Raw genomic sequence first — 22,251 nt, forward strand, 5'->3', positions numbered from 1 at the left:
CCTGGCAAAGTGCGACTACAGGCCGTGCTCGCCGACCGGGCCGACGGACCAGCCCTGCTCCTCGCAGTGGTCCAGCAGGCGCGGGAGTGCGGCGAGGGTCGCGGTCCAGGAGGCGGGGGCCGAGGTGCAGTCCGAGTCGTGGAGCAGGATCGTGCCGCCGCCGCGGAGGTTGCGGGTGACCGTCTGGTAGACGGAGGTGCCGGTCGCGCCCGCGCGCCAGTCCGCGCCCCAGGAGGTCCACAGGACCGGCGTCATGCCGAGGCCGCGGGCGGTCGTCAGCGCCGCCGTCGTGGCGATGCCGTACGGCGGGCGGTACCAGCGGGGGGCGACGCCCGTCGCCTCGGCGACGAGGTCACGGGCGCGGGTGAGGTCGTCGCGCGTGGCACGCGGCGTGCGGACGACCATCGGGCGGTGCAGGTAGCCGTGGACGGCGATCTCGTGGCCGGCCGCGACGATCTCCTTGCCGAGCGCGGGGTCGCGCTCCAGCATGAAGCCGAGCAGGAAGAACGTGGCCTTGACATCCCGCTTCTCCAGCAGCCGCAGGAACCGCGGGGTGGAGATCGGGTCGGGGCCGTCGTCGAAGCTCAGCGCGATGTGGTTCGCGTCGCCCTGACCGCCGTAGCCGGGGAAGAGCTTGGTCCGCAGCGGCTCCAGCGGCTGGATCGAGGTGAGCGCCGGAGCGGCGTGGGCCAGGGCCAGACCGCCGGCGATCCCGGCGGCCGTCTTCACGACGCGGTTCATCGGGCCTTCTCCATCTCCATCGAGTCCATCGCCTCCCTCGCGGCACCCAGCGGCAGGACCACACCGGGGGCCGCCGCGGCCAGGTGGCCGAGGCCCGCGGACTCCAGCAGCAGTCCGACCGGGTCGACGCCCCAGGGCGCCGGCACCGCGGACTCCGAGCGTATCGCCCGGTCCAGCAGCGGGGCCAACTCGGCGTGGGTGCGCGCCCAGGGGGCGACACCGGCCGCGTCGAGCGCGGCGGCGTTGGTCAGACCGTGGCCGGGGATCGAGCGGTAGGTGACCACGGGGATGCCGGAGGCCACGGCCTCCAGCACGGTGATGCCGCCGGCGTTCTGCACCAGCACGTCGGCGGCGTGCATCAGGCTCGGCATGTCGTCGACCCAGCCGAGCGCGGTGACGCCGGCCGCCTCCAGGCGCTGGCGCAGCACCTCGTTGCGGCCGCAGACGACGACGCAGGTGAAGCGCGGGTCGGCCGCCTGGACGTCGGCGACGGTGTGCTCCAGGTCGCCCGCGCCCCAGGAGCCGCCGACCAGCAGCGCGATCTTCCGGTCGTGCGGCAGGCCCCAGCGCTGGCGGGCGGCGACCCGCGAGGCCTTGCTGACCGGCTGGAACCGGCGGTCGACCAGCGGCGTCACGACGTGGACGTCCTGGCAGTCGACGCTCTCGGCCTGCTCGGCCGGGACGGTGTGCACGGCGAGGTGCGCGTCCACGTGCGGGGAGGCCCACAGGCGGTGGACGGAGAAGTCGGTGAGGTAGGTGTGCACGCGCTGGCTCACCTTGCCGCTCTTGCGCAGGCGGCCCAGCACCTGGCTGGCGAGCGGGTAGGTGGAGACGACGATCGCGGTGTCGTCCTTGAGCGCGCGGCGCATCGCGCGGCCGGCGAGCCAGGTGAACAGGCGGGCCTGGCCGCTCATCATCCCGGGGTTGTCCATGCCGCCGTAGAGCAGCTTCCACGTCCAGGGGGCCCGCTCGAGCATCGTGTGGTAGGTGCCCACGAAGATCTTGCCGGTGGTGCCGGGCAGCAGGTCGAGGAAGTCGTGGCGGTCGACGGTGAGGCCGGCCTCCAGCAGGCGGACCTCGAGCTCCTTGGCCACCGCGTCGTGTCCCGCGCCGACGCTCGCGGACACGATCACCGCACGTGGGGTGCCGTGCCCGGGTACGGTACGTCGCTGCAGCGGAAGTCGGATCAGTCGGCCCATGGTGTCGGCAGTCCCCTGGTTCGGTGGCGCGTCGTCCCGGCGTCGGCCCCGTGATGGCGGTGGCGCTCAGCTACGACACAAGCGGACGGTTCCACGCTATTGACCGGATGCGCGCGGGGAGAGCGCCCGCAGGATGAATCGGCACCCCCCATCCGTAGTCGCGTCGGGTACGCGGCGGCGCGGCGTACTCCATCTGGAGTACGCCGCGTCTCAGGGTCGGCCCTGCGGAGGAGACGGACGGCTCGAAGCGTGCGCTTCTGCGCCTCTGCGCCCCCCGGAGCGCCCTGTCGTGCACCGGTGACCGTGCGTCACAGTGGATCCGTCGGTGCGGCCGCGAGCTGGAGCGATGGCGCGGCTCAGCGGGAGATCGGGGGCGCGGATGGGCGGAACCGGGGTGATCGCCTGGCTGCTCGGGCTGCTCTGCGGAGGCGCCGGGGCCTACTGCGCCGCCAGGCTCTGCCTGCGCCGCGCGGCACCGCCCGCGCACCGTGCGTCGGACGCGACGGAGGCGGTGATGGGCCTGGGCATGGCCGCCATGGCGGCCGGTCTGGCGACCCCTACGGGTGTGGGGGTGGCCGTCTACGGGTCGGCGGCCGTGGCCTCCCTCGTCTTCGGTGCGCTCGCCTCCGGCCACCGGGCCCACCACGTCTACCACCTGGTCGGGCACGCGGCGATGGTCTACATGACGGTCGCCATGGCAGGCGGGTCGCGCGCCATGGCGGGGATGAGCGGCATGGCCGGAGGGCCGACCCGGGGGGTGCCCGTGCTGACGGGGGCCCTGCTCGTGGGCTGCCTGGCGGTGTCGGTGGCCACCGGCCTGCGGCTGGTCTCCGCAGCCGTCCCGGCGGGTATGGATGGCCCCCGGCCGCTGTGGCGCGCGCCCGCACTGCCGGACGCCTGCCGGGTCGTCATGGGCCTCTCGATGGCGACGATGCTGGCCCTGCTCTGAGCCCCGGCTCCACCGGCCGCCCCACCGGCCCCAAGGCCGGACCCCGGTCCGTGCGACCCGGCTCCCGCTCCCGGTCCGGCGCGACTCGGCTCCGGCTCCGGCTCCGGCTCCGGCTCCGGGTAAGGTTCGCCGACCCGGTTGGCACCCCGGCTCCCCGGCCGTGCGCCGTGCGCCCGGCCGTCCGTGGACGATTCGTGTCCTGCGTCACTGAGCCCGGGAGCCATTCCGTCGACGGGGTACGAAGGCATAGGTTGAGCGGGGCCGCTCGCACCGACGCGGGCGTCCCGTCCTGCCCCGAGGAGCCGCAGCGGTGGGAGCCCTGCCCGAACTCGTCGCGCTCGTCGCGGTGCTGACCCTGGTCGGCCCGCGCGCGCTGGCGCGCGCCCGGTGGGCCGGCCGGGAGCCCGTGGTCGCCCTGTGGGCGTGGCAGTGCCTGGTCATCGCCGTCCTGCTGTGCTGTGCCTGCGCGCTGGTCCTGGCCGGGGCGGGCGCCTGGCCCGCCCTGCGGGACCTGGTCTTCTCCGGCGCGCCTGCCGGTGTCGAGGCCGCCTACGGCTTTCCCACGGCCCGGCCGTGGGCGATCGCGGCCGCCTTCGTGCTGCTCCTCGGCGGGGTGCGCACCGCTCTCGCCCTCGCCTACGAGCTGGCCGGCGCGCAGGCGGTCCGCCGCCGCCAGCGGCACCAGCTGATCCGCCAGGCGCCGGACCTTCATCCCGAGCTGAGGCCGAAGGCCGTCGGGTCCGAGCAACTGGTCGTGCTGGAGAGCGAGGAGCCGCGCGCCTGGTCCCTGCCGGGGCCGGTGCCGCGCATGGTGGTCACCACGGGCGCGCTGCGCCGCCTCAGCGGCCGCGAGCTGGACGCCCTGCTCGCCCACGAGCGCGGGCATGTCCGGGCGCGTCACCACTGGCTGCTCAGCGCGGCCGAGGCACTGGTCGCGGGCTTTCCCGCGATCCGGCTCTTCGGTCAGTTCCGCGACCAGGTGGGCCAGCTGGTGGAGCTGGCGGCGGACGACTCCGCGGCTCGCCGGCACGGCCGCCTGGCCACCGCGATCGCCCTGGTCGAGCTGAACCCCGAGAGCGCCTGCACGCATCCGCTGGCCCAGATACCGTTCCGGGTCGACCGCCTCCTCTCCGGCGCGACCCGCCTCCCGGCCCCGCGCCGCCTCGTGCTCACCCTCGCCGCCCTGGCCCTGCCGCTGGCCCCGGTCCTGCTGACCCTGGCCCCGGGCCTGACCGCGCTCTGAGCACTGAAGCTGACGCGCCCGCGCGCGAGGGAGCAACCGCGCGTAAGCCGGAAATGCGAACCTTCTGCGTCACCCAGGTCATTCCAAGCAACCCGCGCTACGCTTCCGGCAAGGGCCGACTGCTGACGGCTCGTGACTCACGTGTGGGGGCTTCCCCGTGGTGGTGTTCCTTCTCGGCGTAGGCGCGGCCTGTCTCCTCGGGCTGGGGTTCGTCCTGCAGCAGCACGCCGCCCAGTGCGCGCCGCGTGAGCAGTTGCTCTCGTACCGCCTGCTGCTGAGCCTGATGCGCTCGCGCGAGTGGCTCCTCGGCATCGCCCTGATGGTCTGCGGTCAGATCCTGAGCGCCCTGGCGCTGAACGCCGGGCGGATCTCCCTGGTCGAGCCGCTGCTCGCGACGAACCTGCTGTTCGCGATGGCGCTCGCACGCCGGATCACCCGGCAGACGCTGGGGGCCTCCGGCTGGGGCGGGGTGCTGCTGCTGGCCGCGGGGGTGACGGTGTTCATCCTCAGCGGGTCGCCCACCGGCGGCGGGACCGAGAAGGGCGTGCTGCGGCACTGGCTGGTGTTCGGGATCGTCGCGGGGCTGGCCCTGCTGCTGGTCTCGCTGGCCAGGCGGCTGCCGCGGGTCCGCGAGGCGACTCTGCTCGCGCTCGCCGCGGGCCTGCTCTACGGCGTCCAGGACGCGCTGACCCGGACCGCCGGGCTGCGCCTCGACCACGGCGGCGTCGCCCTGCTGCTGCGCAGCTGGCAGCCGTACGCCGTGGTCGCGATCGGCGTCATCGGGCTGATCCTGGTGCAGAGCGCGTTCGAGTCGGCGCCGCTGAAGATGTCCCTGCCCGCACTCACCGCGGCCCAGCCGCTCGCGGGCATCGCCTGCGGCGTGGGCTTCCTCGGCGACCGGCTGACACTGACCCCCGGCGCGCTCGCCGGAGAGGCGTTCGGGCTGGCCTGCATCGTGCTGGGGGTGGTGGTGATCGGCCGCCACCCCGCCCTGCCCGACGCCTGCCCGGAGTCCCTGCGACAGCGGCGCCAGGCGGGCGCCGACCGCGAGATGACCTACCGCTGACTCACCGGTAGTAGTCGTCCATCAGCTCCGTCGCCCACTGCGGCTGGCGGACCTCGCCGCGCGGGCCGAACTCCCGCATCCACGGCTTGAGGTCCAGCACCGGGGTGCCGTCGACCGCGTCGAGGCCACGGACGTGCAGGTCCAGGCCGTCGACCTTGACCAGCTCGCAGCGCGATACGCCGAGGCGGTTGGGCCGGTTCTTGCCGCGCTGCGCGAAGATGCCGACCAGCGGCCAGTCCTCGCGTCCGCGCGGATGCCGCGCACCCGACTCGATCTTCTCCTCGGGCACCAGGTGGAACTGGAAGACCACCTCCAGGTGGGAGAAGTCGCCGAGCCCGGCCAGGGCCTCCGGGCCGTACTGCGCGGCGTCGAGACGGATCACCGCCTCCACCGCGCCCCAGTGGTCGTCGCGGACCTCCTCGCGGCCGCCGAGGACGTGCCCGATCGGGGCTGTCGGAAGGGGCTCTGCACTGTGCATGTGATCGCTCCGGGTGGGGGCCGAACGGGCGGTGGCGCCGCTCCCCCGGGCTGACGTACCGCATGTGCGCCGCGCGTATATTGACGCCAGGCCAATGAGCGCGGGAGCACCATGTCACCACGGCGGGCGGCAGTCAACGAAGTCATGCGGACCCGGTCCCGCGAGCGCATCATGCAGGCGGCCGTGGAGCTGATCGGTCGGCGCGGCTTCACCCAGGTGACGCTCGGTGACATCGCGGAGCGCGCGGGGGTCGCGCGCGGTCTGGTGTCGTACTACTTCCCCGGCAAGCGCTACCTGCTGCAGACCGCGATGCACCGGCACATGCACCTCACCCTGGCGGCGGCGCTGCGTCCCCTGGACGAGCCGGAGAGCGGGTCGTACTCGCAGGACCCGGACGTCTGGCTGGCCACCGCGATCGACGCGGTCACCGGGCTGGCGGTGGACGAGGCGACGCTGATGCGGACACACCTGTCGCTGATCCTGGCGCCGCTGGACGGGGTCTTCGTCCAGGACGAGGAGCAGCGGCAGCTCGGGCGCCTGCTCCAGGACGTGCTGCGGCGGCGCGGTTCCACCGATCCGGTCGCGGACCACGCGGTCCTGCGCAGCGCCCTCATGGGCGCGTGCATCGGCATGCTGCTCCCGGGCGCGGAAGCGCCCCCGGCACTGATCCGCGCCGACCTCTTCGCCCGCTACGGCCTCGACCCGGCCCTGGGGCCCCGGAGCCCCAAGGCGGCGTAGCCGCCTCGGGGGGCGCGGGGCTCTGCTCGATCACCCGCGTGCGCGAGCAACCCACCCGAGGGGGATGGCCCTGCGCGCTCAGGATCTCAAGGCCCAGGGAGGGGGTCCCCCAGCCGAAGGCCGGGGGTCGTCGCGCCCGCGCAGCGGGCGCCTCCCGGCCGAAGGCCGGGGGAGGAGCCGCGCCTCGGCAGTGCCCCGCGCCCCGAAGAGGCCTACGCCTCTTTCAGGAGGCCCGAGAGCAGGTCGACCGTCTGTTCCGGGGTCAGGCTGTCGACGCTGAGGCGCTCCATGACCTGGATGTACGCGTCCACGTCGTCCCGCTTGTCCAGGTACAGCGCACTGGTCAGCTGCTCCAGGTAGACCACGTCCGGCAGGTCCTGCTCGGGGAAGCGGAGGATGGAGAACGCCCCGGTCTCGGCGGCGTGGCCGCCGAAGCGGAACGGCATCACCTGAAGCACGATGTTGGCCAGCTCCGAGACCTCGATCAGGTGCTGGACCTGAGCCCGCATCACCTCGCGTCCGCCGATGGGGCGACGCAGCGCGGCCTCGTCGATGACGGCCCACAGGCGCGGCCCGCTGCCCTCGGTGATCATGCGCTGACGGCGCATCCGCAGGTCGACGCGGTGCTCGATCTCCTCGGACTGCATGTGCGGGCGGTTGAGCCCCATGATGGAGCGGGCGTAGTCCGGCGTCTGCAGCAGGCCCGGGATGAACTGCACCTCGTAGGTGCGGATCAGCGCTGCGGACTCCTCCAGGCCGACGTAGGTCTGGAACCAGTTGGGCATCGCGTCGCTGAAGCTGTGCCACCAGCCGTTCTGGTTCGCCTCGCGCACCAGCGTCAGCAGTTGGCCGCGCTCGGACTCGTCGACCCCGTAGAGGCTGAGCAGGTCCACGACGTCGCGCTCCTTGAAGCTGACGCGGCCCAACTCCATGCGGGAGATCTTCGATTCGGAGGCCCGGATCGTGTAGCCGGCGTCCTCGCGGGTGATGCCCTTGGCCTCACGCAGGCGGCGCAGCTGGGAGCCGAGGAGGATACGGCGGACCATAGAGCCGCCCCCCGGCTGAACCGTGGTCATTCCGTCGAACCTCCACCTGCTGGCAACGAGGCCAGTCTGCCACTGTCCGACACTGTCCGGGCGCGCATCGTGCCCGGTTGACGACGCGTCGGTCAAGATTGGCGCACGGACATGCCATGGACATCGCACTGCGCAATCACATGATGACACTGTGCACGGGAATCTGCACGTGCATCTGCAAGCAATGCGAATGCACGTGAATCCACTCTTGCATCTGACGTATGCGAAGAGGACCATGGGACGCGTGCACCTGCACGCCCCGAGGCAATCCGCCGAGAACGCCGAGATTCCGCCCCGCACGCCGGCAACGGACGGGGCCGCGCCCGCATGGGAGGAGCTCTTCATGGGCCTGAGCCCGGCGGTGGTCGCGGACCGTGAGTCGATCGTGAGCTGCGCGCTGGCGCCGCGGCACGAATCGGTCCGCACGGCACGTGAGTTCACCCGGCTGACGCTCAACCGCTGGGAGCTCGGCGACCTTTTCGACGACATGGCCCTGGTGGCGAGCGAGCTGGTGACCAACGCGCTGCGCTACGGACTCCCCTCGGTGGTGCCCGAGCAGCGCGGCCTGTGGCCCAGACGCGGGGCGGCCGGCCCGATCGGGGACCGGATGGACGCGTCCTGCGAGCCGGCCGCGGAGGCCCACCCCCTGATCCGGCTCAGCCTGGTGCGCAACGACCCGCAGGTGGTCTGCGCCGTGAGCGACCCCAGCGAGCGGGGGCCGGTGCCGCGCGAGGCGGACTGGATAGCGGAGTCCGGGCGCGGGCTGCACCTGGTGGAGTCCTTCAGCCAGTCCTGGGGCTGGCACCCGATCGCCGTCGGCAAGGTGGTCTGGGCGGTCTTCGAGCTCAGCACCCGGGACTGAGATCCCCCGTGACACGAACCGTGACACGAAGACCACGAAGACGAGGGAAGGCCCGGGAGCTCACTCCCGGGCCTTCCGCTTCATGGCTGCACCACTGCGCTCACGCGGCTCGATCGGCTCACTCGGCCAGGTGGTCGAACTCCCCGGCCTTGACGCCGTGCAGGAGGGCGACGATCTCCGCCTTGGTGTAGATGAGGGCCGGACCCTCGGGGAAGCGGGAGTTGCGCACGGCGACGTCCCCGTCGGCCAGCCGGGCCAGCTCGACGCAGTTGCCCTGCGAGTTGCTCATCCGAGCCTTCTGCCAGACCACTCCCTCGAGTTCCGTGGCGGCGATGCCGTTGTAGATGCGACGCATAGGTATCTCCCCGGATGTAGCGAGCGGTGCACCATGCAGCGGTCTCACTGCCGGTGATGATATCGCCAGTGCACGTGCACGTGCAGGTGCTTATGCGTGTGCACATGCGTTTACATGAGGTGACAGATTCCTTTACACACCAGGGAGTTGAACGCCCGAATCGGGCAAATCCGGGCGGACGGTTGTCGCTCTCGGCAACGGGCGCACTGCGGGGCGCCATGAAGGCACCTCATGATCGACAGCATGGAACTCCCCCGTGACACACAGTCAGTAATCATGTGCCGTTCTCACCTATGTGACGCTGCTCACGCGTTCGCGGTTCAAACGGCCGGTATAAGGGCACCCGCCTCCCTTCACGCGAACGGATGACCTACGATCGTCCCCCATGAGCACTGCCGCGACTCCCAGCACGCCGCTGCCTGTCCGTACCCCGAGCGCCCGCGCGAAGGGCCGCCACCGCCGTCCCGAGCGTCCCGAGCTGCCCGAAGGCGCGCCCTCGCTGCTGCTTGCGATCCCCGCGCCGGCCTCGCCCGAGGCCCGGCAGCTGGCCGAGGAGATCGCCACGCTGATCCGGCTGGACCAGCCCGGCGTCGAGGTCACGCCCGCGTACCTGACGGCGGGTGAGGAGGACGGCCCCTACACCATGCGTGGCCTCTCCGACGTACTGACGGCCGCTGTGGAGGCCGGAGCGCCGCCGGTGGTGGTTCCCGTCTCCCCCGGCCCGTCCGCGGAGCTGGACGCCGTCCTGGCGCCCTTCGAGGGCGTCAGGCGCACCGACGCCCTCGGCCCGCACCCGCTGCTCGCCGAGGCCGTCCACGTGCGCCTCTCCGAGGCGGGCCTGGCCCGCGCGGACCGCGCGCGGCTCTTCGCCATCAACACCTCCGCCGACGGCATCGTGCTGGCCGGCACGGGCGGCGCGGAGGCGCTGGAGCTGGCCGAGGTCACCGCGGTGCTGCTGGCCGCGCGCCTGGCGGTGCCGGTGGTCGCGGCGTCCTTCGACTCCGCGGAGTCGGTCGCGGCGGCGGTCACCCACCTGCGCGACAGCGGCTGCGTCCAGCCGGCCCTCGCCCCCTACCTGCTCGGCCCGGAGGTCTCCCCGGAGGCGCTCAAGGCCGTGGCCGAGGCGATCGACTGCGCGGCGTCCGAGCCGATCGGCGCGTACGCCGCGGTGGCGCGCCTGGCCCTGGGCCTGTACCTGGCCGCCCTCGGGATCGACGCCGAGAACCTGTAGGAGTCGCACCCGTCCGGGGGCGCCCCGCGCCCCCGGACGTCAGCGTTCCTTGACCCAGACCATGCCCCGGCCCGACTCGCCCGGCGCCGTGACGCCGTCGTCCTCGACGCGGTCGAGGCGATAGCCCAGGCGCCGCGCGACCGCGGCGCTGCGGACGTTGGCCTCGTCGCAGTGGATCTCGACCCGGGCGACGTGGTCCAGGCCGAGCAGCAGCCGCGTCAGCGCGCGGGCGGACCTGGTGACGACCCCGCGGCCGACATGGTCGGCGTGGCACCAGTAGCCGATCTCCACACCCTCGCCGCCGAGGCTGTCGTGAACGGCGGCCGTCCCGAGGATCGTCCGCCCGGGCTCGTCGAGGATCGCGAACTGGTAGCTGTGGCCGCTCGGCCAGCTCAGCGCCCGGCCGAACCGTTCCGCGTGCTCCCGCGCGGTGGGCGGGCGGTCGGCCCAGGCCATCCACGCGTGCAGGTGGTCGAAGGACTCCAGGATCGCTCGGTGTCGCGCGTCGCGGTCCCCGGCCTGCCAACGCCGCAACAGCAGGCCCTCCGCGAGGACGCGTTCGGGCACGTCCCCCGGGCGAAGGACGGGCTGCCGATCCTCGGCCATCAGGCTCGGGCGCCCGTGGAGCCTCGGACGACCAGCTCCGGCTGGAAGACGAACTCGCCGCGCTGAGCGCCGTTGCCGCCGATCTCCTCCAGGAGGACGTTGACCGCGGCGGCGCCCATCGCCTCGACCGGCTGGCGGATCGTGGTCAGCGGCGGGTCGGCGAAGGCGATGAGCGGGGAGTCGTCGAAGCCGACGACGGAGATGTCCCTGGGGACGGAGAGCCCCCTCGCCCGCGCGCCGCGGATCGCGCCGAAGGCCATCAGGTCGCTGCCGCAGACGATCGCCGTGCAGCCCTTGTCCAGCAGGACGTTCGCCGCCGCCTGACCGCCCTCGACGGTGAAGAGCGAGTGCTGGATGTGGTCGTTCGCCTGCTCCGCGGAGAGGCCGAGGAGTTCCGTCAGCGCCGCCACGAAGCCCTCCTCCTTGCGGAGCACCGGGACGAAGCGGGAGGGGCCGACCGCCAGGCCGATCCGTTCGTGGCCGAGGCCGGCGAGGTGACGGACGGCCATCCACATCGCGGCGCGGTCGTCGGGGGAGATGAACGGCGCGGCCACCTTCTCGCTGAAGCCGTTGATCATCACGAAGGGGACGCCCTGCCCCTGGAGCTTGTCGTAGCGCGCGGTGTCCGCCGTCGTGTCGGCGTGCAGGCCGGAGACGAAGACGATCCCCGTCACGCCGCGCTCGACCAGCATCTCGACGAGTTCGTCCTCCGTCGAGCCGCCGGGCGTCTGCGTGCAGAGCACGGGCGTGTAGCCGTACCGCGTGAGCACCTGCTCGATGACCTGAGCCAGCGCCGGGAAGATCGGGTTGCTGAGCTCCGGGGTGATCAGCCCGATCAGCCCGGCGCTGCGCTGCCGCAGGCGCGTGGGGCGCTCGTAGCCGAGCACGTCGAGGGCGGCCAGGACCGACTGGCGGGTCGCCGCCGCCACTCCGGGCTTTCCGTTCAGCACACGGGAGACGGTGGCCTCACTGACCCCCGCCTGCGCCGCGATGTCCGCCAACCGCGCTGTGTTCACGGCACCGAAGCCTATTGCACGGACAGCCGTTCGCCTGCTGTTTCTACCAGGTCAGAGGCCGCGGATCGGCGTGGGAGCCGCAGCGAGAGCGCCAGCGCGGCCAGTGCCGCGACCGCCGGGACGTGGTAGCCGGTGCCGGCGGGGGCGTGGTCGACCAGCCAGCCGCCCGCCGCCGTACCGGCGGAGATCCCCACGAGCAGGCCCGTCGTGGTCCAGGTGAAACCCTCGGTCACCCGCGAGGCCGGCACCAACTCGGCGACCAGGCCCATGCTGGTGGACATGGTCGGCGCCGTCGCGAAGCCCGCGACCAGCAGCATCGCCCCGACCGTCCACAGCCCGCCGGCCAGCGGCAGCGGAGCCAGCGTCACCGTCATCGCGGCCAGTGCCCAGCGCAGGCGGACGACGGCGGTGCCGCGCGGCCGCCACAGGCCGAGCAGGACACCGGACATCGCGGAGCCGAGCGCGTAGCAGGCCAGGACCGCGCCCGCTGCGGCCTTGTGACCGTGGGCCTGGGCGAAGCCGATGGTGGTGATCTCCATGGTGCCGAAGACGAGGCCGGTCGCGGCCAGCATCAGCACCAGCGCGGGGACGCCCGGCGAGCGCAGCGCGCTCGCCGCCCCGGCGTCGGTTGACGGCCCGGCGGGCGGCGGCTCGGTACGCCGCTGTGTGGCCAGGGCCAGCACACCGGCCAGGCCCAGTACGCCCACCGTCACGTACCCGACCAGCGGCGAGCAGCCTGTCGCGAGCGTGGTCGCCGCCAAGGGGCCGAGGACGAAGCAGAGTTCGTCGACGACGCCCTCGTAGGCGTAGGCGGTGTGCAGCACCGCCTCGTCGCCGCGGTGCAGGAACGCCCAGCGGGCGCGGGCCAGCGAGCCGGTGTTGGGGCCGAGGCCGCTGACCGCGCAGGCGAGGAGGTAGCACGGGAGCGGCGCGTGCAGTTCCAGCGCGCACAGCACGCCCAGCCCGCCGAGCGCGGCGAGGACGGCGGCCGGCACGCTGACGCGGGACTGCCCGTGACGGTCCACCAGCCGGGCCTGCCAGGGCCCGGCGAGGGCGACGGTGACCAGTGTGGCCGCGCCGCCGAGCCCGGCCCGGCTGTAGGAGCCGTGCAGCGAGGTGACCAGCAGCGTCGCCGCCAGCGAGCCCATGCCGACGGGAAAGCGCGCCACGAGCGCGGCCAGCGTGAAGCCGGCCGCGCCCCGCGGCGCGAACAGCGCGCGGTAGGACATCAGCGCGCGACCACCGCCGGGCGCGCGCCCGTGGAGCCGCGGACCACGAGCTCGGGCTGGAAGACGAACTCGGCCCGGTGCGCGGGCGTGCCGCTGATCTCCTCCAGCAGCGCGTTCACCGCCGCCTGCCCCATGGCCTCGACCGGCTTGCGGATGGTGGTCAGCGGCGGGTCAGCGAAGGCGATGAGCGGCGAGTCGTCGAAGCCGACGACGGACACGTCGCCGGGCACGCTGAGCCCGCGCTGGCGGGCGGCGCGGATGACCCCGAAGGCCATCAGGTCGCTGCCGCACACGATCGCGGTGCAGCCCTTGTCCAACAGCCGCGCCCCGGCCGCGTGTCCGCCCTCCACGGTGAACAGGGAGTGCTGGACCAGGTCCCGCGCGCCCTCCTCGGTGAGGTCGAAGAGCTCCTGGGCGGCCTCGGTGAACCCGTCCAACTTCCGTGCCACCGGCACGAAGCGGGTGGGGCCGACGGCCAGGCCGACCTTCTCGTGGCCGAGTTCGGCCAGGTGCCGCAGCGCCATCCACATGGCGGCCCGGTCGTCGGGCGAGACGAAGGAGGCGTCGATCCGCTCGCTGTAGCCGTCGATCAGCACGAACGGCACGCCGCGACCGGCGAGGCGGGCGTAGCGCTCGTGGTCGGCGCTGGTGTCGGCGTGCAGGCCGGAGACGAAGACGATGCCGGTGACGCCGCGGTCCACGAGCAGCTCGACGAGCTCGTCCTCGGTGGATCCGCCGGGCGTCTGGGTGCAGAGCACGGGCGTGTAGCCGCGGCGGGTGAGGACCTGCTCGATGGCCTGGGCCAGCGCCGGGAAGATCGGGTTGGTGAGCTCGGGGATGATCAGCCCGATCAGTCCGGCGCTGCGCTGCCGCAGTTTGACCGGCCGGTCGTAGCCGAGCACGTCGAGGGCGGCCAGCACGGTCTGCCGGGTGGAGCCGGAGACGCCCGCCTTGCCGTTGAGGACGCGCGAGACGGTGGCCTCGCTGACGCCGGCCTGGGCGGCGATGTCCGCCAGCCGGGCCGGGACCTGCCCCGGCACCGGCTGCGGCGGGCCGCCCTGGGAGGGAACGGTCATGTCAGGCGGACCACCAGACGGTGGTGTCGGCGGGGATCTCGATCTCCTCGCCGGAGCCGGAGCCGGTCCTGACCGGCTCCTCGCCCGAGGTGAGCAGCAGTCGCCCAGGCACGGACGACACGGACATGCGCACGGGCGAGGAGCCGGTGTTGGCCACGCAGACGAAGGCACCGTCCGCGTGGGTCCGGCGGAAGGCCAGCGCCCCGGCGGGGGCGTCCAGCCACTCCACGCTGTCACCCGCGCCCAGCGCCGGGTGCTGGGCCCGGATCGCGAGGGCGGAGCGGTAGAGCTCCAGCGTCGAGGTCGGGTCGCCGGTCTGGCTCGCGACGCTGAGCTCGGCCCAGGAGCCGGGCTGCGGCAGCCAGCTGGGGCCGCCCTCCACCGGACCGAAGCCGTAGGGCGCCTCGGTGCCGGACCACGGGATCGGCACGCGGCAGCCGTCGCGGAAGCCGTCCTGGCCGTTGGCGCGGTGGAAGGACGGGTCCTGGCGGACCTCGTCGGGCAGGTCGGTGACGTCCGGCAGGCCGAGCTCCTCGCCCTGGTAGACGTAGGCGGAGCCGGGCAGTGCCAGCATCAGCACGGTGGCGGCGCGGGCACGGCGCAGGCCGAGGACCCGGTCGCCGGGGGTGCGGACCTGGGTGGCCTCGGTGGCCGCGTTGGCGAAGCGGGTGGCGTGCCGGGTGACGTCGTGGTTGGACAGCACCCAGGTGGCGGGCGCGCCGACCGGGCGCATCGCCTCCAGCGTCAGGTCGACCACCTCGCGCAGCTTCGTGGCATCCCACCCAGTGCCCAGGTACTGGAAGTTGAACGCCTGGTGCAGCTCGTCGGGGCGCACGTAGCTGGCGGTGCGGTCGACCGTCGGGGTCCACGCCTCGGCGACGAAGATGCGCTCGCCCGGGTACTCGTCCAGGATGGGCCGCCAGGAGCGGTAGATCTCGTGGACGCCGTCCTGGTCGAAGAAGGGCATGGTGTCGTTGCCGAGCAGCTTCAGCTGGTCGTGCACGCCGAGGTCGGGCAGGCCCTCGGCCTTGACCAGGCCGTGGGCGACGTCGATGCGGAAACCGTCGACACCCAGGTCCAGCCAGAAGCGCAGGATGGAGCGGAACTCGTCGGCGACGGCCGGGTGGTCCCAGTCGAAGTCGGGCTGCTCGGGGGCGAACAGGTGCAGGTACCACTGGCCGGGCGTGCCGTCCGGCTCGGTGACCCGCGTCCAGGCCGGGCCGCCGAAGATGGACTCCCAGTCGTTGGGCGGCAGTTCGCCGCTCTCGCCCTTGCCGTCGCGGAAGTGGAACCGCTTGCGCAGTGCCGAGCCGGGGCCCTCGCGCAGCGCCTGCTGGAACCACTCGTGCTGGTCCGAGCAGTGGTTGGGCACCAGGTCGAAGATGACCCGCAGACCGAGCGCGTGCGCGTCCTCGATCAGCCCGGCGGCGTCGGCGAGGTCGCCGAACATCGGGTCGACGCGGCGGTAGTCGGCGACGTCGTAGCCGGCGTCGGCCTGCGGGGAGGCGTAGAAGGGCGAGAGCCAGACCGCGTCCACGCCCAGGTCGCGCAGGTAGGGCAGGCGCGAGCGGACGCCCGCGAGGTCGCCCATGCCGTCGCCGTTCGCGTCGGCGAAGCTGCGCGGGTAGACCTGGTAGATCACCGCGTCACGCCACCAGCCGGTTCTCCGCTGCGCGCTGGGCTCGCCTTCGCCGCTGGTGGCGGGACGGGCTGCCGGGACAACGAGGTGCTGGGTCATGGGATCCCTTGGGTGCGAGAGATGCGAAGGAAGCGACTGGCGGCGGTCGGAACGCGGGCTGCGGTGTCAGCCCTTGGTCCCGCCGGCGGTGAGGCCGGTGACCAGGTTCTTCTGGACCAGGTAGAAGAAGGCGGCGGCCGGGATGGCGATCAGCACACCCGTCGCGGCCAGGTAGTTCCACTGCGAGTTGTACTGGCTGACGAAGGTCTGCAGACCGACCGCCAGCGTGTAGTGGTTCGACGAGAGCAGGAAGAACGAGGCGAAGGCGACCTCTCCCCACGCGGTGAGGAAGGTGTAGAAGGCCGCCACCGCCAGACCCGGGCGGGCGAGCGGGATGATCAGGCGCCAGAAGGTGCCGAACGGGCTCAGCCCGTCGATCCGGCCCGCCTCGTCGATGTCCACCGGGATGGTGTCGAAGTAGCCCTTGAGCAGCCAGGCGCAGTACGGCACGGCGGTGGTGCAGTAGACCAGGACGAGGCCCGCGTAGCTGTCCAGCAGCTTGGTGTTGGCCAGGATCTTGTACAGCGGCACCATCAGCACCGAGACCGGGAACATCTGGGTCACCAGGAAGGTGTACATCAGGCTGCCGCGGCCGAGGAACCTGATCCGGGAGACGGCGTAGCCGGCGCTCGCGGCGACCAGGACGCCGACGACGGTCGTCCCGGCGGCGATGATGGTGGAGTTGCCGAGCCAGGTGAAGAAGTCGGTGTGGTTCAGCACGTGGTCGTAGTTGGCCAGCGAGGGGTGCGCGGCGATCCGCTGCGGGTGCTGGTAGTCGAACTCGCCCGCCCCGAGCGAGACGTAGGCGACCCACGCCACCGGGAAGGCGGCGACGAAGGCGGCGACGGCCAGCACGGAGTGCAGCCCGGCGGAGGCGAGCGGTCCGCGCTCGCCGCGGCCGCGGGTCTTCTTGGTGCTCATGCCTGCGCTCCCTGCATGCGCCGGATCCAGCGCCGGTAGAACTCGGTGAAGACGATGAGGATGGACAGGCACAGCACACCGACGGTCGCGGCGCCGGCGTAGTCCATCGGGTTCTGGCCGAAGAAGAGCTTGTACGAGTAGGTGACCAGGATCTGCACGCTGTCGCTGTTGGTGGAGCCGAACAGCAGGAAGATGACGTTGAACTGGTTGAAGGTCCAGATCACGCCGAGCAGGATCAGCGTGCTGCTGACCGGGCGCAGGCCCGGGAGCGTGACGTGGCGGAACCGCTGCCAGGGCGTCGCACCATCCATCTCGGCGGCCTCGTACAGCTCGCCCGGGATGGACTGCAGACCGCCCAGCATGGAGAGCATCATGAACGGCACGCCGACCCAGACGTTCACCGAGATCGCGGCGATCTTCTGCCAGAACGGGTCGCTCAGCCACTCGGGTTGGCCCAGCCCGAGGGAACCGAGAAGGTGGTTGACCGCTCCGCCGTCGGAGAGCAGCAGCCGCCAGGAGAAGATGGTGACGAAGGTCGGCACCGCCCAGGGCAGCACCAGCAGCGTCCGGTAGAAGGTGCGGCCGCGCACCTGCCGGTTCAGCAGGACCGCGAGGCCGAGGCCCAGCGAGACGGTCAGCGCGACGCAGGTGAACGTCCAGATGACGGTCCACCAGAAATGCGGCCAGAACTGGTTGTCGGGTCCGGAGAGGATGTCGACGTACTGCTTCAGCCCGACCCAGCTGAACGTGTCGGGGATGTGGTTGACCCCGATGGTGTGGCCCACGTTGAGGCTGGTGGCGTCGGTGAAGGTGTACATGACGCCCAGGACCAGCGGGTAGCCGACCAGGACACCGATGATCACCACGACCGGGGCGCACATCGCCCAGGCGTACCAGTACTGGTCGTAGGAACGCCGGAGGCGGCGGAGCGGGCCGGCCTGCTTGGGCGGCTTCTCCTCGGTCCGGCGTGGCGTGGCGGCTTCCGCCGGCGCGGCCACGGTCATGGGGCACCTCTTCGGGGAGACTCTGGCCTCTTCGGGAGACTCTGTGGGGAGTACGAAGCGGGATGCCGGCCGGCCGTCCCCACCCTCAAGGGGACGACCGGCCGGCACGAGGTCACTGCGCGGCGTAGTCCGGCAGCAGCTTCTGGGCCTGGACGGTGCTGTTGCTCATGCCCTGCGCGATGCTCTCCTGGCCGGTCAGCATCTTGGTCAGCTCGGTGCCGAACGGGCCGTACAGGTCGCTGTAGTGGGCCAGCGCCGGGCGCGGCACGCCCGCGGACAGGACGGCCTGGAAGCCGGCGATGCCCGGGTTGGCGGTGACGGCGGCGGTGTAGGCGTCCGAACGGGTCGGCAGCGTCGAGTTCTTGGTGGCGATGGTGATCTGCGACTGGGCCGAGGTCATGAACGCGATGAACTTCTCGGACGCGGCCTGGTGCGCGGCGTCGGAGCCGGCGTAGGCGACCAGGTTGTGGCCGCCGATCGGCGCACCGGCCTTGCCGGCGGAGCCGGCCGGGACGACGGCGATGCCCAGGTTGGTCTTGTCGGAGAAGGAGGCGCCCTTGAAGACGTTGGTGGTCTCCCACGGGCCCTGGATGATCGAGGCGACCTTGCCGTTCTCGAAGGCGTCCATGATGTTGGCGTAGCCGTTGGGCGTGGTGTCCAGCTTGGAGACGCCGGGGGCGGTGGTCAGGGCCTTGAGCGTGGTGATGCCCTTGATCGCGGCGGCGGAGTTGAACTCCAGCTTCTTGCTCGCCAGGTCCACCATGTCGGTGCCCTCGCCGTACAGGAACGGCATGGCGTAGTAGGAGGCCGGGTTGAAGGCGAAGCCGTCGACGCCGTCCTTCTGCTTGACCAGCGCGGAGTCGGCCTTCAGCTCGTCCCAGGTCTTGGGGGCGGCGGTGATGCCGGCCTTGGTGAAGAGCGCCTTGTTGTACATCAGCGCCAGGGTGTCGGTCACCTCGGGCATGCCGTAGAGCTTGCCCTGGTAGGTGGCCTGCTGGATCAGCTGCGACTCGAAGGAGGACTTCTCGGCGGAGGCCGGGGTGCCGTCGAGCGGGGCCAGCAGGCCCGCCTGGGCGAAGCCGGCGACCCAGCCGACGTCGGAGCGCAGCACGTCCGGTGCGCCCTTGCCGGCCGTGGCGGCGGTGGTGAACTTCGCCTGCGCGTTGGCGAACGGCACGTTGACGTAGTTGACCTTGATGTTCGGGTTGGCCTGCTCGAACTGGGCGACCAGGGCCTTGTAGGTCGGGGCCTCGTTGGTGGCGTCCGAGGTGTCCCACCAGGTGATGGTGACGGGGCCGGCGTTCGCGGCCGAGCCGGAACCACTGCCGCTGTTGCCGGAGGAACCGCAAGCGCTTGCAGAAACCGCTATCGCCGTCGCAAGAACGGCCACCGCAATGCCACGACGCATCGTGCATCTCCTTCAGGGGTGGGGAGCCCAGAGCCGCACTGCCGCTGGGCTTGGGGAGGAACGTAACAGCGGTGAAAGCCCGCTGGAAAGTCCTTGCAGCAAATTTCTGCAAGGCCGCGCGATCGTTACCTGCGCGTGTCCTGCATATTGCGGCAGGAAGACCGAAGCCGCGCCGCCCGATGGGCGACGCGGCTGGTCAGAGCCTTGTGGTGGTTACTGCAAACAGCTACTCGGAGGCTTCTCCCAGCGCCTCGCGCAGCAGCTGCGCCAGATGCAAAGCCTTACGGCCGTCGGCGAGTTGGGCGATCTGGGTACGGCAGCTGAACCCGTCCGCCAGCACCGCGGCCTGCGGCTCCGCCCGCAGCGCGGGCAGCAGGATCCGTTCGGCGGCGGCGAGGGAGACGTCGTGGTGGCCGGGCTCGAACCCGAAGTTCCCCGCCAGCCCGCAGCAGGACGCCGGCAGCCGCCGCACGTCCAGCCCGAAGCGGTCGGCCACCCGGTCGTCGGCGGCGGTGCCGAGGACGGCGTGCTGGTGGCAGTGCGTCTGGGCCAGGGCGGCGGGGGTTGCCGCGGCGACCGGCAGGTAGGGCGGGCCGTTCTCGTCGAGGAACTCCGCGAAGGTGCGGACGCGGCCGGCCAGGGCCGCCGCGCGCGGGTCGCCCGGGAGGAGACGGGGAAGCTCCTCCCGCAGGGCGGCGGCACAGCTCGGTTCGAGCACGACGACGGCCAGGTCGTCCGGCGTCCGCGCCAGGACGCGCAGCGTGCGCGCCATGGTCCGGCGGGCGGCGTCGAGACGGCCGGTGCTCACGTACGTCAGACCGCAGCAGACCGCCCCGGCGGGCAGCACCGGCCGGAATCCGAGCCGCGTCAGCACGGCCGCGCCCGCGTGCAGGACGTCGGGATCGAGATGGTTGCCGAACGTGTCCGGCCACAACAGCACCGCCCGCCCTTCGGGCGGCGTCGCGCCCGCCTCGGGTCGGTCGGGCTCCGCCGGCCGCTGCCGCCCGGCGCCGGAGGGCGCCGGAGCGCGCGGCGACGCGGGAGGATCAGCGGCCGCAGGCCGGGCCCCCTCCGGACGGTAGGCGCGGGTGAACGACCGGGCCGGGACGGGCGGCAGGGGCCGCTCGGACGCCGTGCCGGCCAGCGCGCGGGCGAGGGCCGCGAGTGGGCGCAGGCGCAACGCCGCGCCCGCGAGGCGCCCTGCGCCCGGAACGGAGTGGAGCAGGCGCAGCAGGCGCGGCAGCCCGCCCAGGGCGTAGTGGACCCGCGGGCGCGGGCGGTGGCGGTAGTGCCGGTGCAGGAACTCGGACTTGTAGGTCGCCATGTCGACATGGACGGGGCAGTCGCTCGCGCAGCCCTTGCAGGACAGGCACAGGTCCAGCGCGTCCCGCACCTCCCGCGAGCGCCAGCCGTCGGTGATCGGCCCCTCCCCCGTGACCGTGCCGCGCAGCAACTCGCCCAGCAGGCGGGCGCGGCCGCGGGTGGAGTGGCGTTCGTCGCGCGTCGCGGCGTAGCTCGGGCACATCACCGCCGCCGGTTCCTCCGCCACGCACGCGCCGACGCCGACGCAGCGGCGGGCGCCGTCGGCCAGCGGCAGCGCCCGCGGCAGGGCCGGCTGGCGCAGGTCCGCGTCCAGCGGGCGCGGGCCGACGACGTTGCCCGGGTTGAGCAGGTTCTCCGGGTCGAAGGCCGCCTTGAACCGGGCGAACAGCGCGAGCACGCGCGGCGGGTACATCCGCTCCAGCAACTCGGCCCGCGCCTGCCCGTCACCGTGCTCGCCGGAGAGCGAGCCGCCGTGACGCACGGCCAGCTCGGCCGCCTCGGTGAGGAAACGCCGGAACCGGCCGTCGCCGGGGGTGTCCAGCGGGAAGTCGAGCCGCAGGTGCACGCAGCCCTCGCCGAAGTGCCCGAAGGGCGTGCCGTGCAGGCCGTGCCCGGCGGTCAGCGCGCGCAGCTCGCGCAGGTACGGCGCGAGCCGTTCCGGCGGCACCGCCGAGTCCTCCCACCCGGGCCAGGCCTCCTGCCCGTCCGGCCCGCGCGTCGCCGTCCCCGCGGCGGCCTCGCGCACCCGCCACAGCGCCCGCTGGGCGGCCGGGTCGGTGACCACCGTCACCGTCGCGCCCTGGGCCCGCACGGCGCGCTCGACCGCGCGGGCGTGGTCGCCCGCCTCCGCCTCCAGGAAGAGCCATCCGCCGCCCCCGGGCAGCCGTGCCCGCTCCGCCGCCGAGCGGATCAGGTCCGCGCCCATCCCCTCGGCGGTGAGCGGGCGCAGCGGCAGCAGCTCGACCACCGCCTCGGCGGCGGCGGTCTCGTCCGGGTACCCGGCGACGACCAGGTCGGTCCGCTCCGGCCGCTCCACCAGGCCGACCCTCGCCCCGAGCACGATCGCGCAGCTCCCCTCCGTCCCGGTCAGCGCGCGGGCGAGGTCGAAGCCGCGCTCCGGCAGCAGCGCGTCGAGCGCGAAGCCGGAACCGCGTCGCGGCAGCGCCGGGAAGTCCTGGCGCAGTGTCACGAGGTCGGCGGAGGCCAGCTCGTGGAGTTCGCGGTAGAGGGCGCCGACCCGACCCGGCGCGCGCAGCAGGGCCTGCCGTTCGGCCGCGCCGCGCGGGCCGTGGACGGTGAGCTCGGTGCCGTCGGCGAGGAGCAGGTCGAGCGAACGGACGTGGTCGGAGGTCCGGCCGTGGGCGACGGAGTGCGCGCCGCAGGAGTCGTTGCCGATCATGCCGCCGAGGGTGCAGCGGCTGTGCGTCGACGGGTCCGGCCCGAAGCGCAGCCCGTGCGGTGCGGCGGCGCGCTGGAGCGCGTCCAGCACGGTCCCCGGCCGCACCCGCGCCGTGCGGGCGTGCGGATCGACCGCGTCCTCGTCCAGCCCGCCGAGGCCCGCCCGGAAGTCCAGTACCAGCGCCCCGGGGCTCACCGCCTGTCCCCCGATGCTCGTGCCCGCACCCCGCGCGAGCACCGGCACCCCGTGCTCCCGGGCGAGCGCCACCGCGGCCCGGACGTCGTCCAGGGACTCGGGCTTCACCACACCGAGCGGCACCTGCCGGTAGTTGGACGCGTCGTAGGCGTAGACGCCTCGCTGGGCCGCCCCGAAGTCCACGCTGCCGCGCAGGCTCGCCCGCAGCGCCTTCTCGAGACTCGGATCGGTCACCTGATCATTCTGGACCAGGTGCACCCGTAAGGGGTGTGAGGCGCTGCTGATGTGCGGCTCCTCCCCCAGCCTTCGGCCGGGAGGTGCCCCCAGCGTGGGCGCGGGTAACCACCGGCGTGCGGGACGGCCCTGCGCGTGCCGATCACCAGCTGCGTGGGAATGGG

20 protein-coding genes are annotated in these 22,251 nt (G+C 72.9%); 6 read left to right on the forward strand and 14 right to left on the reverse strand.

The annotated features are described in order from the left end of the window. Window positions 1-15: 15 nt before the first annotated feature. Entirely contained in the window at window positions 16-741 is a 726-nt protein-coding gene (locus ABH931_RS16890; protein WP_370113959.1) for a polysaccharide deacetylase family protein, read from the reverse strand. Then, window positions 738-1,874 (reverse strand): glycosyltransferase, encoded by a 1,137-nt coding sequence (locus ABH931_RS16895; RefSeq protein ID WP_370113961.1) that lies wholly within the window; start codon window positions 1,872-1,874, stop codon window positions 738-740. The genes ABH931_RS16890 and ABH931_RS16895 overlap by 4 nt, the downstream gene beginning before the upstream one ends. A gap of 445 nt (window positions 1,875-2,319) precedes the next feature. On the opposite strand from ABH931_RS16895, the gene ABH931_RS16900 reads away from it, so the two are divergent. From ABH931_RS16900 to ABH931_RS16910, 3 genes are all read left to right on the forward strand, one after another. Further along, the gene (locus ABH931_RS16900) at window positions 2,320-2,889 is read left to right on the forward strand and encodes a DUF5134 domain-containing protein (RefSeq protein ID WP_370113963.1); all 570 of its coding nucleotides are present in this window, start codon (window positions 2,320-2,322) and stop codon (window positions 2,887-2,889) included. Between the two features lie 310 nt (window positions 2,890-3,199). Beyond that, a complete protein-coding gene (locus ABH931_RS16905) occupies window positions 3,200-4,132 on the forward strand; it encodes a M56 family metallopeptidase (RefSeq protein ID WP_370113965.1) in 933 nt (310 codons plus the stop codon). A gap of 157 nt (window positions 4,133-4,289) precedes the next feature. Next, on the forward strand, window positions 4,290-5,198 hold the full coding sequence (locus ABH931_RS16910) for a DMT family transporter (RefSeq protein ID WP_370113967.1): 909 nt from the start codon (window positions 4,290-4,292) through the stop codon (window positions 5,196-5,198). A 1-nt stretch (window position 5,199) separates the two neighbouring features. On the opposite strand, the gene ABH931_RS16915 is transcribed toward ABH931_RS16910, so the two are convergent. Further along, window positions 5,200-5,676 (reverse strand): SAM-dependent methyltransferase, encoded by a 477-nt coding sequence (locus tag ABH931_RS16915; protein WP_370113969.1) that lies wholly within the window; start codon window positions 5,674-5,676, stop codon window positions 5,200-5,202. Between the two features lie 144 nt (window positions 5,677-5,820). On the opposite strand from ABH931_RS16915, the gene ABH931_RS16920 reads away from it, so the two are divergent. Then, a complete protein-coding gene (locus tag ABH931_RS16920; protein ID WP_370113971.1) occupies window positions 5,821-6,414 on the forward strand; it encodes a TetR/AcrR family transcriptional regulator in 594 nt (197 codons plus the stop codon). 212 nt (window positions 6,415-6,626) lie between these two features. Here the strand turns inward: ABH931_RS16920 and ABH931_RS16925 are convergent, their stop codons facing one another. Beyond that, the gene (locus ABH931_RS16925) at window positions 6,627-7,460 is read right to left on the reverse strand and encodes a helix-turn-helix domain-containing protein (RefSeq protein ID WP_370113973.1); all 834 of its coding nucleotides are present in this window, start codon (window positions 7,458-7,460) and stop codon (window positions 6,627-6,629) included. A 373-nt stretch (window positions 7,461-7,833) separates the two neighbouring features. Here ABH931_RS16925 and ABH931_RS16930 point away from each other — a divergent pair, with 373 nt between their 5' ends. Further along, a complete protein-coding gene (locus ABH931_RS16930; RefSeq protein ID WP_370114138.1) occupies window positions 7,834-8,352 on the forward strand; it encodes an ATP-binding protein in 519 nt (172 codons plus the stop codon). 118 nt (window positions 8,353-8,470) lie between these two features. On the opposite strand, the gene ABH931_RS16935 is transcribed toward ABH931_RS16930, so the two are convergent. Further along, window positions 8,471-8,707 carry a DUF397 domain-containing protein gene (locus tag ABH931_RS16935; protein WP_370113975.1) on the reverse strand — a complete coding sequence of 79 codons (237 nt, stop codon included), beginning with the start codon at window positions 8,705-8,707 and terminating at the stop codon, window positions 8,471-8,473. A gap of 385 nt (window positions 8,708-9,092) precedes the next feature. Between ABH931_RS16935 and ABH931_RS16940 the strand changes: the two genes are divergently transcribed. Continuing rightward, window positions 9,093-9,938: a sirohydrochlorin chelatase gene (locus ABH931_RS16940; protein ID WP_370113977.1), complete on the forward strand. Its 846-nt coding sequence runs from the start codon at window positions 9,093-9,095 to the stop codon at window positions 9,936-9,938. Between the two features lie 39 nt (window positions 9,939-9,977). On the opposite strand, the gene ABH931_RS16945 is transcribed toward ABH931_RS16940, so the two are convergent. From ABH931_RS16945 to ABH931_RS16985, 9 genes are all read right to left on the reverse strand, one after another. Next, entirely contained in the window at window positions 9,978-10,544 is a 567-nt protein-coding gene (locus ABH931_RS16945) for a GNAT family N-acetyltransferase (RefSeq protein ID WP_370113979.1), read from the reverse strand. Next, window positions 10,544-11,560 (reverse strand): LacI family DNA-binding transcriptional regulator, encoded by a 1,017-nt coding sequence (locus ABH931_RS16950; protein WP_370113981.1) that lies wholly within the window; start codon window positions 11,558-11,560, stop codon window positions 10,544-10,546. Before ABH931_RS16950 ends, ABH931_RS16945 begins: the two co-directional genes overlap by 1 nt. Before the next feature lie 11 nt (window positions 11,561-11,571). Continuing rightward, on the reverse strand, window positions 11,572-12,789 hold the full coding sequence (locus ABH931_RS16955) for an MFS transporter (RefSeq protein ID WP_370113983.1): 1,218 nt from the start codon (window positions 12,787-12,789) through the stop codon (window positions 11,572-11,574). After that, entirely contained in the window at window positions 12,789-13,865 is a 1,077-nt protein-coding gene (locus tag ABH931_RS16960; RefSeq protein WP_370113985.1) for a LacI family DNA-binding transcriptional regulator, read from the reverse strand. Before ABH931_RS16960 ends, ABH931_RS16955 begins: the two co-directional genes overlap by 1 nt. A gap of 1 nt (window position 13,866) precedes the next feature. Further along, window positions 13,867-15,603, reverse strand: coding sequence for a glycoside hydrolase family 13 protein (locus ABH931_RS16965; RefSeq protein ID WP_370113987.1), 1,737 nt, complete (start codon window positions 15,601-15,603; stop codon window positions 13,867-13,869). Window positions 15,604-15,669: 66 nt separating this feature from the next. After that, a complete protein-coding gene (locus ABH931_RS16970; protein WP_370113989.1) occupies window positions 15,670-16,524 on the reverse strand; it encodes a sugar ABC transporter permease in 855 nt (284 codons plus the stop codon). Further along, entirely contained in the window at window positions 16,521-17,528 is a 1,008-nt protein-coding gene (locus ABH931_RS16975) for a carbohydrate ABC transporter permease (RefSeq protein ID WP_370113991.1), read from the reverse strand. The genes ABH931_RS16970 and ABH931_RS16975 overlap by 4 nt, the downstream gene beginning before the upstream one ends. Before the next feature lie 112 nt (window positions 17,529-17,640). Then, a complete protein-coding gene (locus ABH931_RS16980) occupies window positions 17,641-18,936 on the reverse strand; it encodes an extracellular solute-binding protein (RefSeq protein WP_370113993.1) in 1,296 nt (431 codons plus the stop codon). Window positions 18,937-19,162: 226 nt separating this feature from the next. Further along, on the reverse strand, window positions 19,163-22,087 hold the full coding sequence (locus ABH931_RS16985) for an FAD-binding and (Fe-S)-binding domain-containing protein (RefSeq protein WP_370113995.1): 2,925 nt from the start codon (window positions 22,085-22,087) through the stop codon (window positions 19,163-19,165). Window positions 22,088-22,251: the final 164 nt, after the last annotated feature.

Origin of the sequence: Streptacidiphilus sp. MAP12-33, from assembly GCF_041261265.1 — a bacterium.
Taxonomy (GTDB): domain Bacteria; phylum Actinomycetota; class Actinomycetes; order Streptomycetales; family Streptomycetaceae; genus Streptacidiphilus.

Coding starts and splice junctions, on each gene's coding strand:
- ABH931_RS16890 (WP_370113959.1), bottom strand. CDS start 741: ATGAACCGCGTCGTGAAGACGGCCGCCGGGATCGCCGGCGGTCTGGCC.
- ABH931_RS16900 (WP_370113963.1), top strand. CDS start 2,320: ATGGGCGGAACCGGGGTGATCGCCTGGCTGCTCGGGCTGCTCTGCGGA.
- ABH931_RS16915 (WP_370113969.1), bottom strand. CDS start 5,676: ATGCACAGTGCAGAGCCCCTTCCGACAGCCCCGATCGGGCACGTCCTC.
- ABH931_RS16920 (WP_370113971.1), top strand. CDS start 5,821: ATGCGGACCCGGTCCCGCGAGCGCATCATGCAGGCGGCCGTGGAGCTG.
- ABH931_RS16925 (WP_370113973.1), bottom strand. CDS start 7,460: ATGGTCCGCCGTATCCTCCTCGGCTCCCAGCTGCGCCGCCTGCGTGAG.
- ABH931_RS16930 (WP_370114138.1), top strand. CDS start 7,834: ATGGGCCTGAGCCCGGCGGTGGTCGCGGACCGTGAGTCGATCGTGAGC.
- ABH931_RS16935 (WP_370113975.1), bottom strand. CDS start 8,707: ATGCGTCGCATCTACAACGGCATCGCCGCCACGGAACTCGAGGGAGTG.
- ABH931_RS16940 (WP_370113977.1), top strand. CDS start 9,093: ATGAGCACTGCCGCGACTCCCAGCACGCCGCTGCCTGTCCGTACCCCG.
- ABH931_RS16945 (WP_370113979.1), bottom strand. CDS start 10,544: ATGGCCGAGGATCGGCAGCCCGTCCTTCGCCCGGGGGACGTGCCCGAA.
- ABH931_RS16955 (WP_370113983.1), bottom strand. CDS start 12,789: ATGTCCTACCGCGCGCTGTTCGCGCCGCGGGGCGCGGCCGGCTTCACG.
- ABH931_RS16960 (WP_370113985.1), bottom strand. CDS start 13,865: ATGACCGTTCCCTCCCAGGGCGGCCCGCCGCAGCCGGTGCCGGGGCAG.
- ABH931_RS16965 (WP_370113987.1), bottom strand. CDS start 15,603: ATGACCCAGCACCTCGTTGTCCCGGCAGCCCGTCCCGCCACCAGCGGC.
- ABH931_RS16970 (WP_370113989.1), bottom strand. CDS start 16,524: ATGAGCACCAAGAAGACCCGCGGCCGCGGCGAGCGCGGACCGCTCGCC.
- ABH931_RS16975 (WP_370113991.1), bottom strand. CDS start 17,528: ATGACCGTGGCCGCGCCGGCGGAAGCCGCCACGCCACGCCGGACCGAG.
- ABH931_RS16980 (WP_370113993.1), bottom strand. CDS start 18,936: ATGCGTCGTGGCATTGCGGTGGCCGTTCTTGCGACGGCGATAGCGGTT.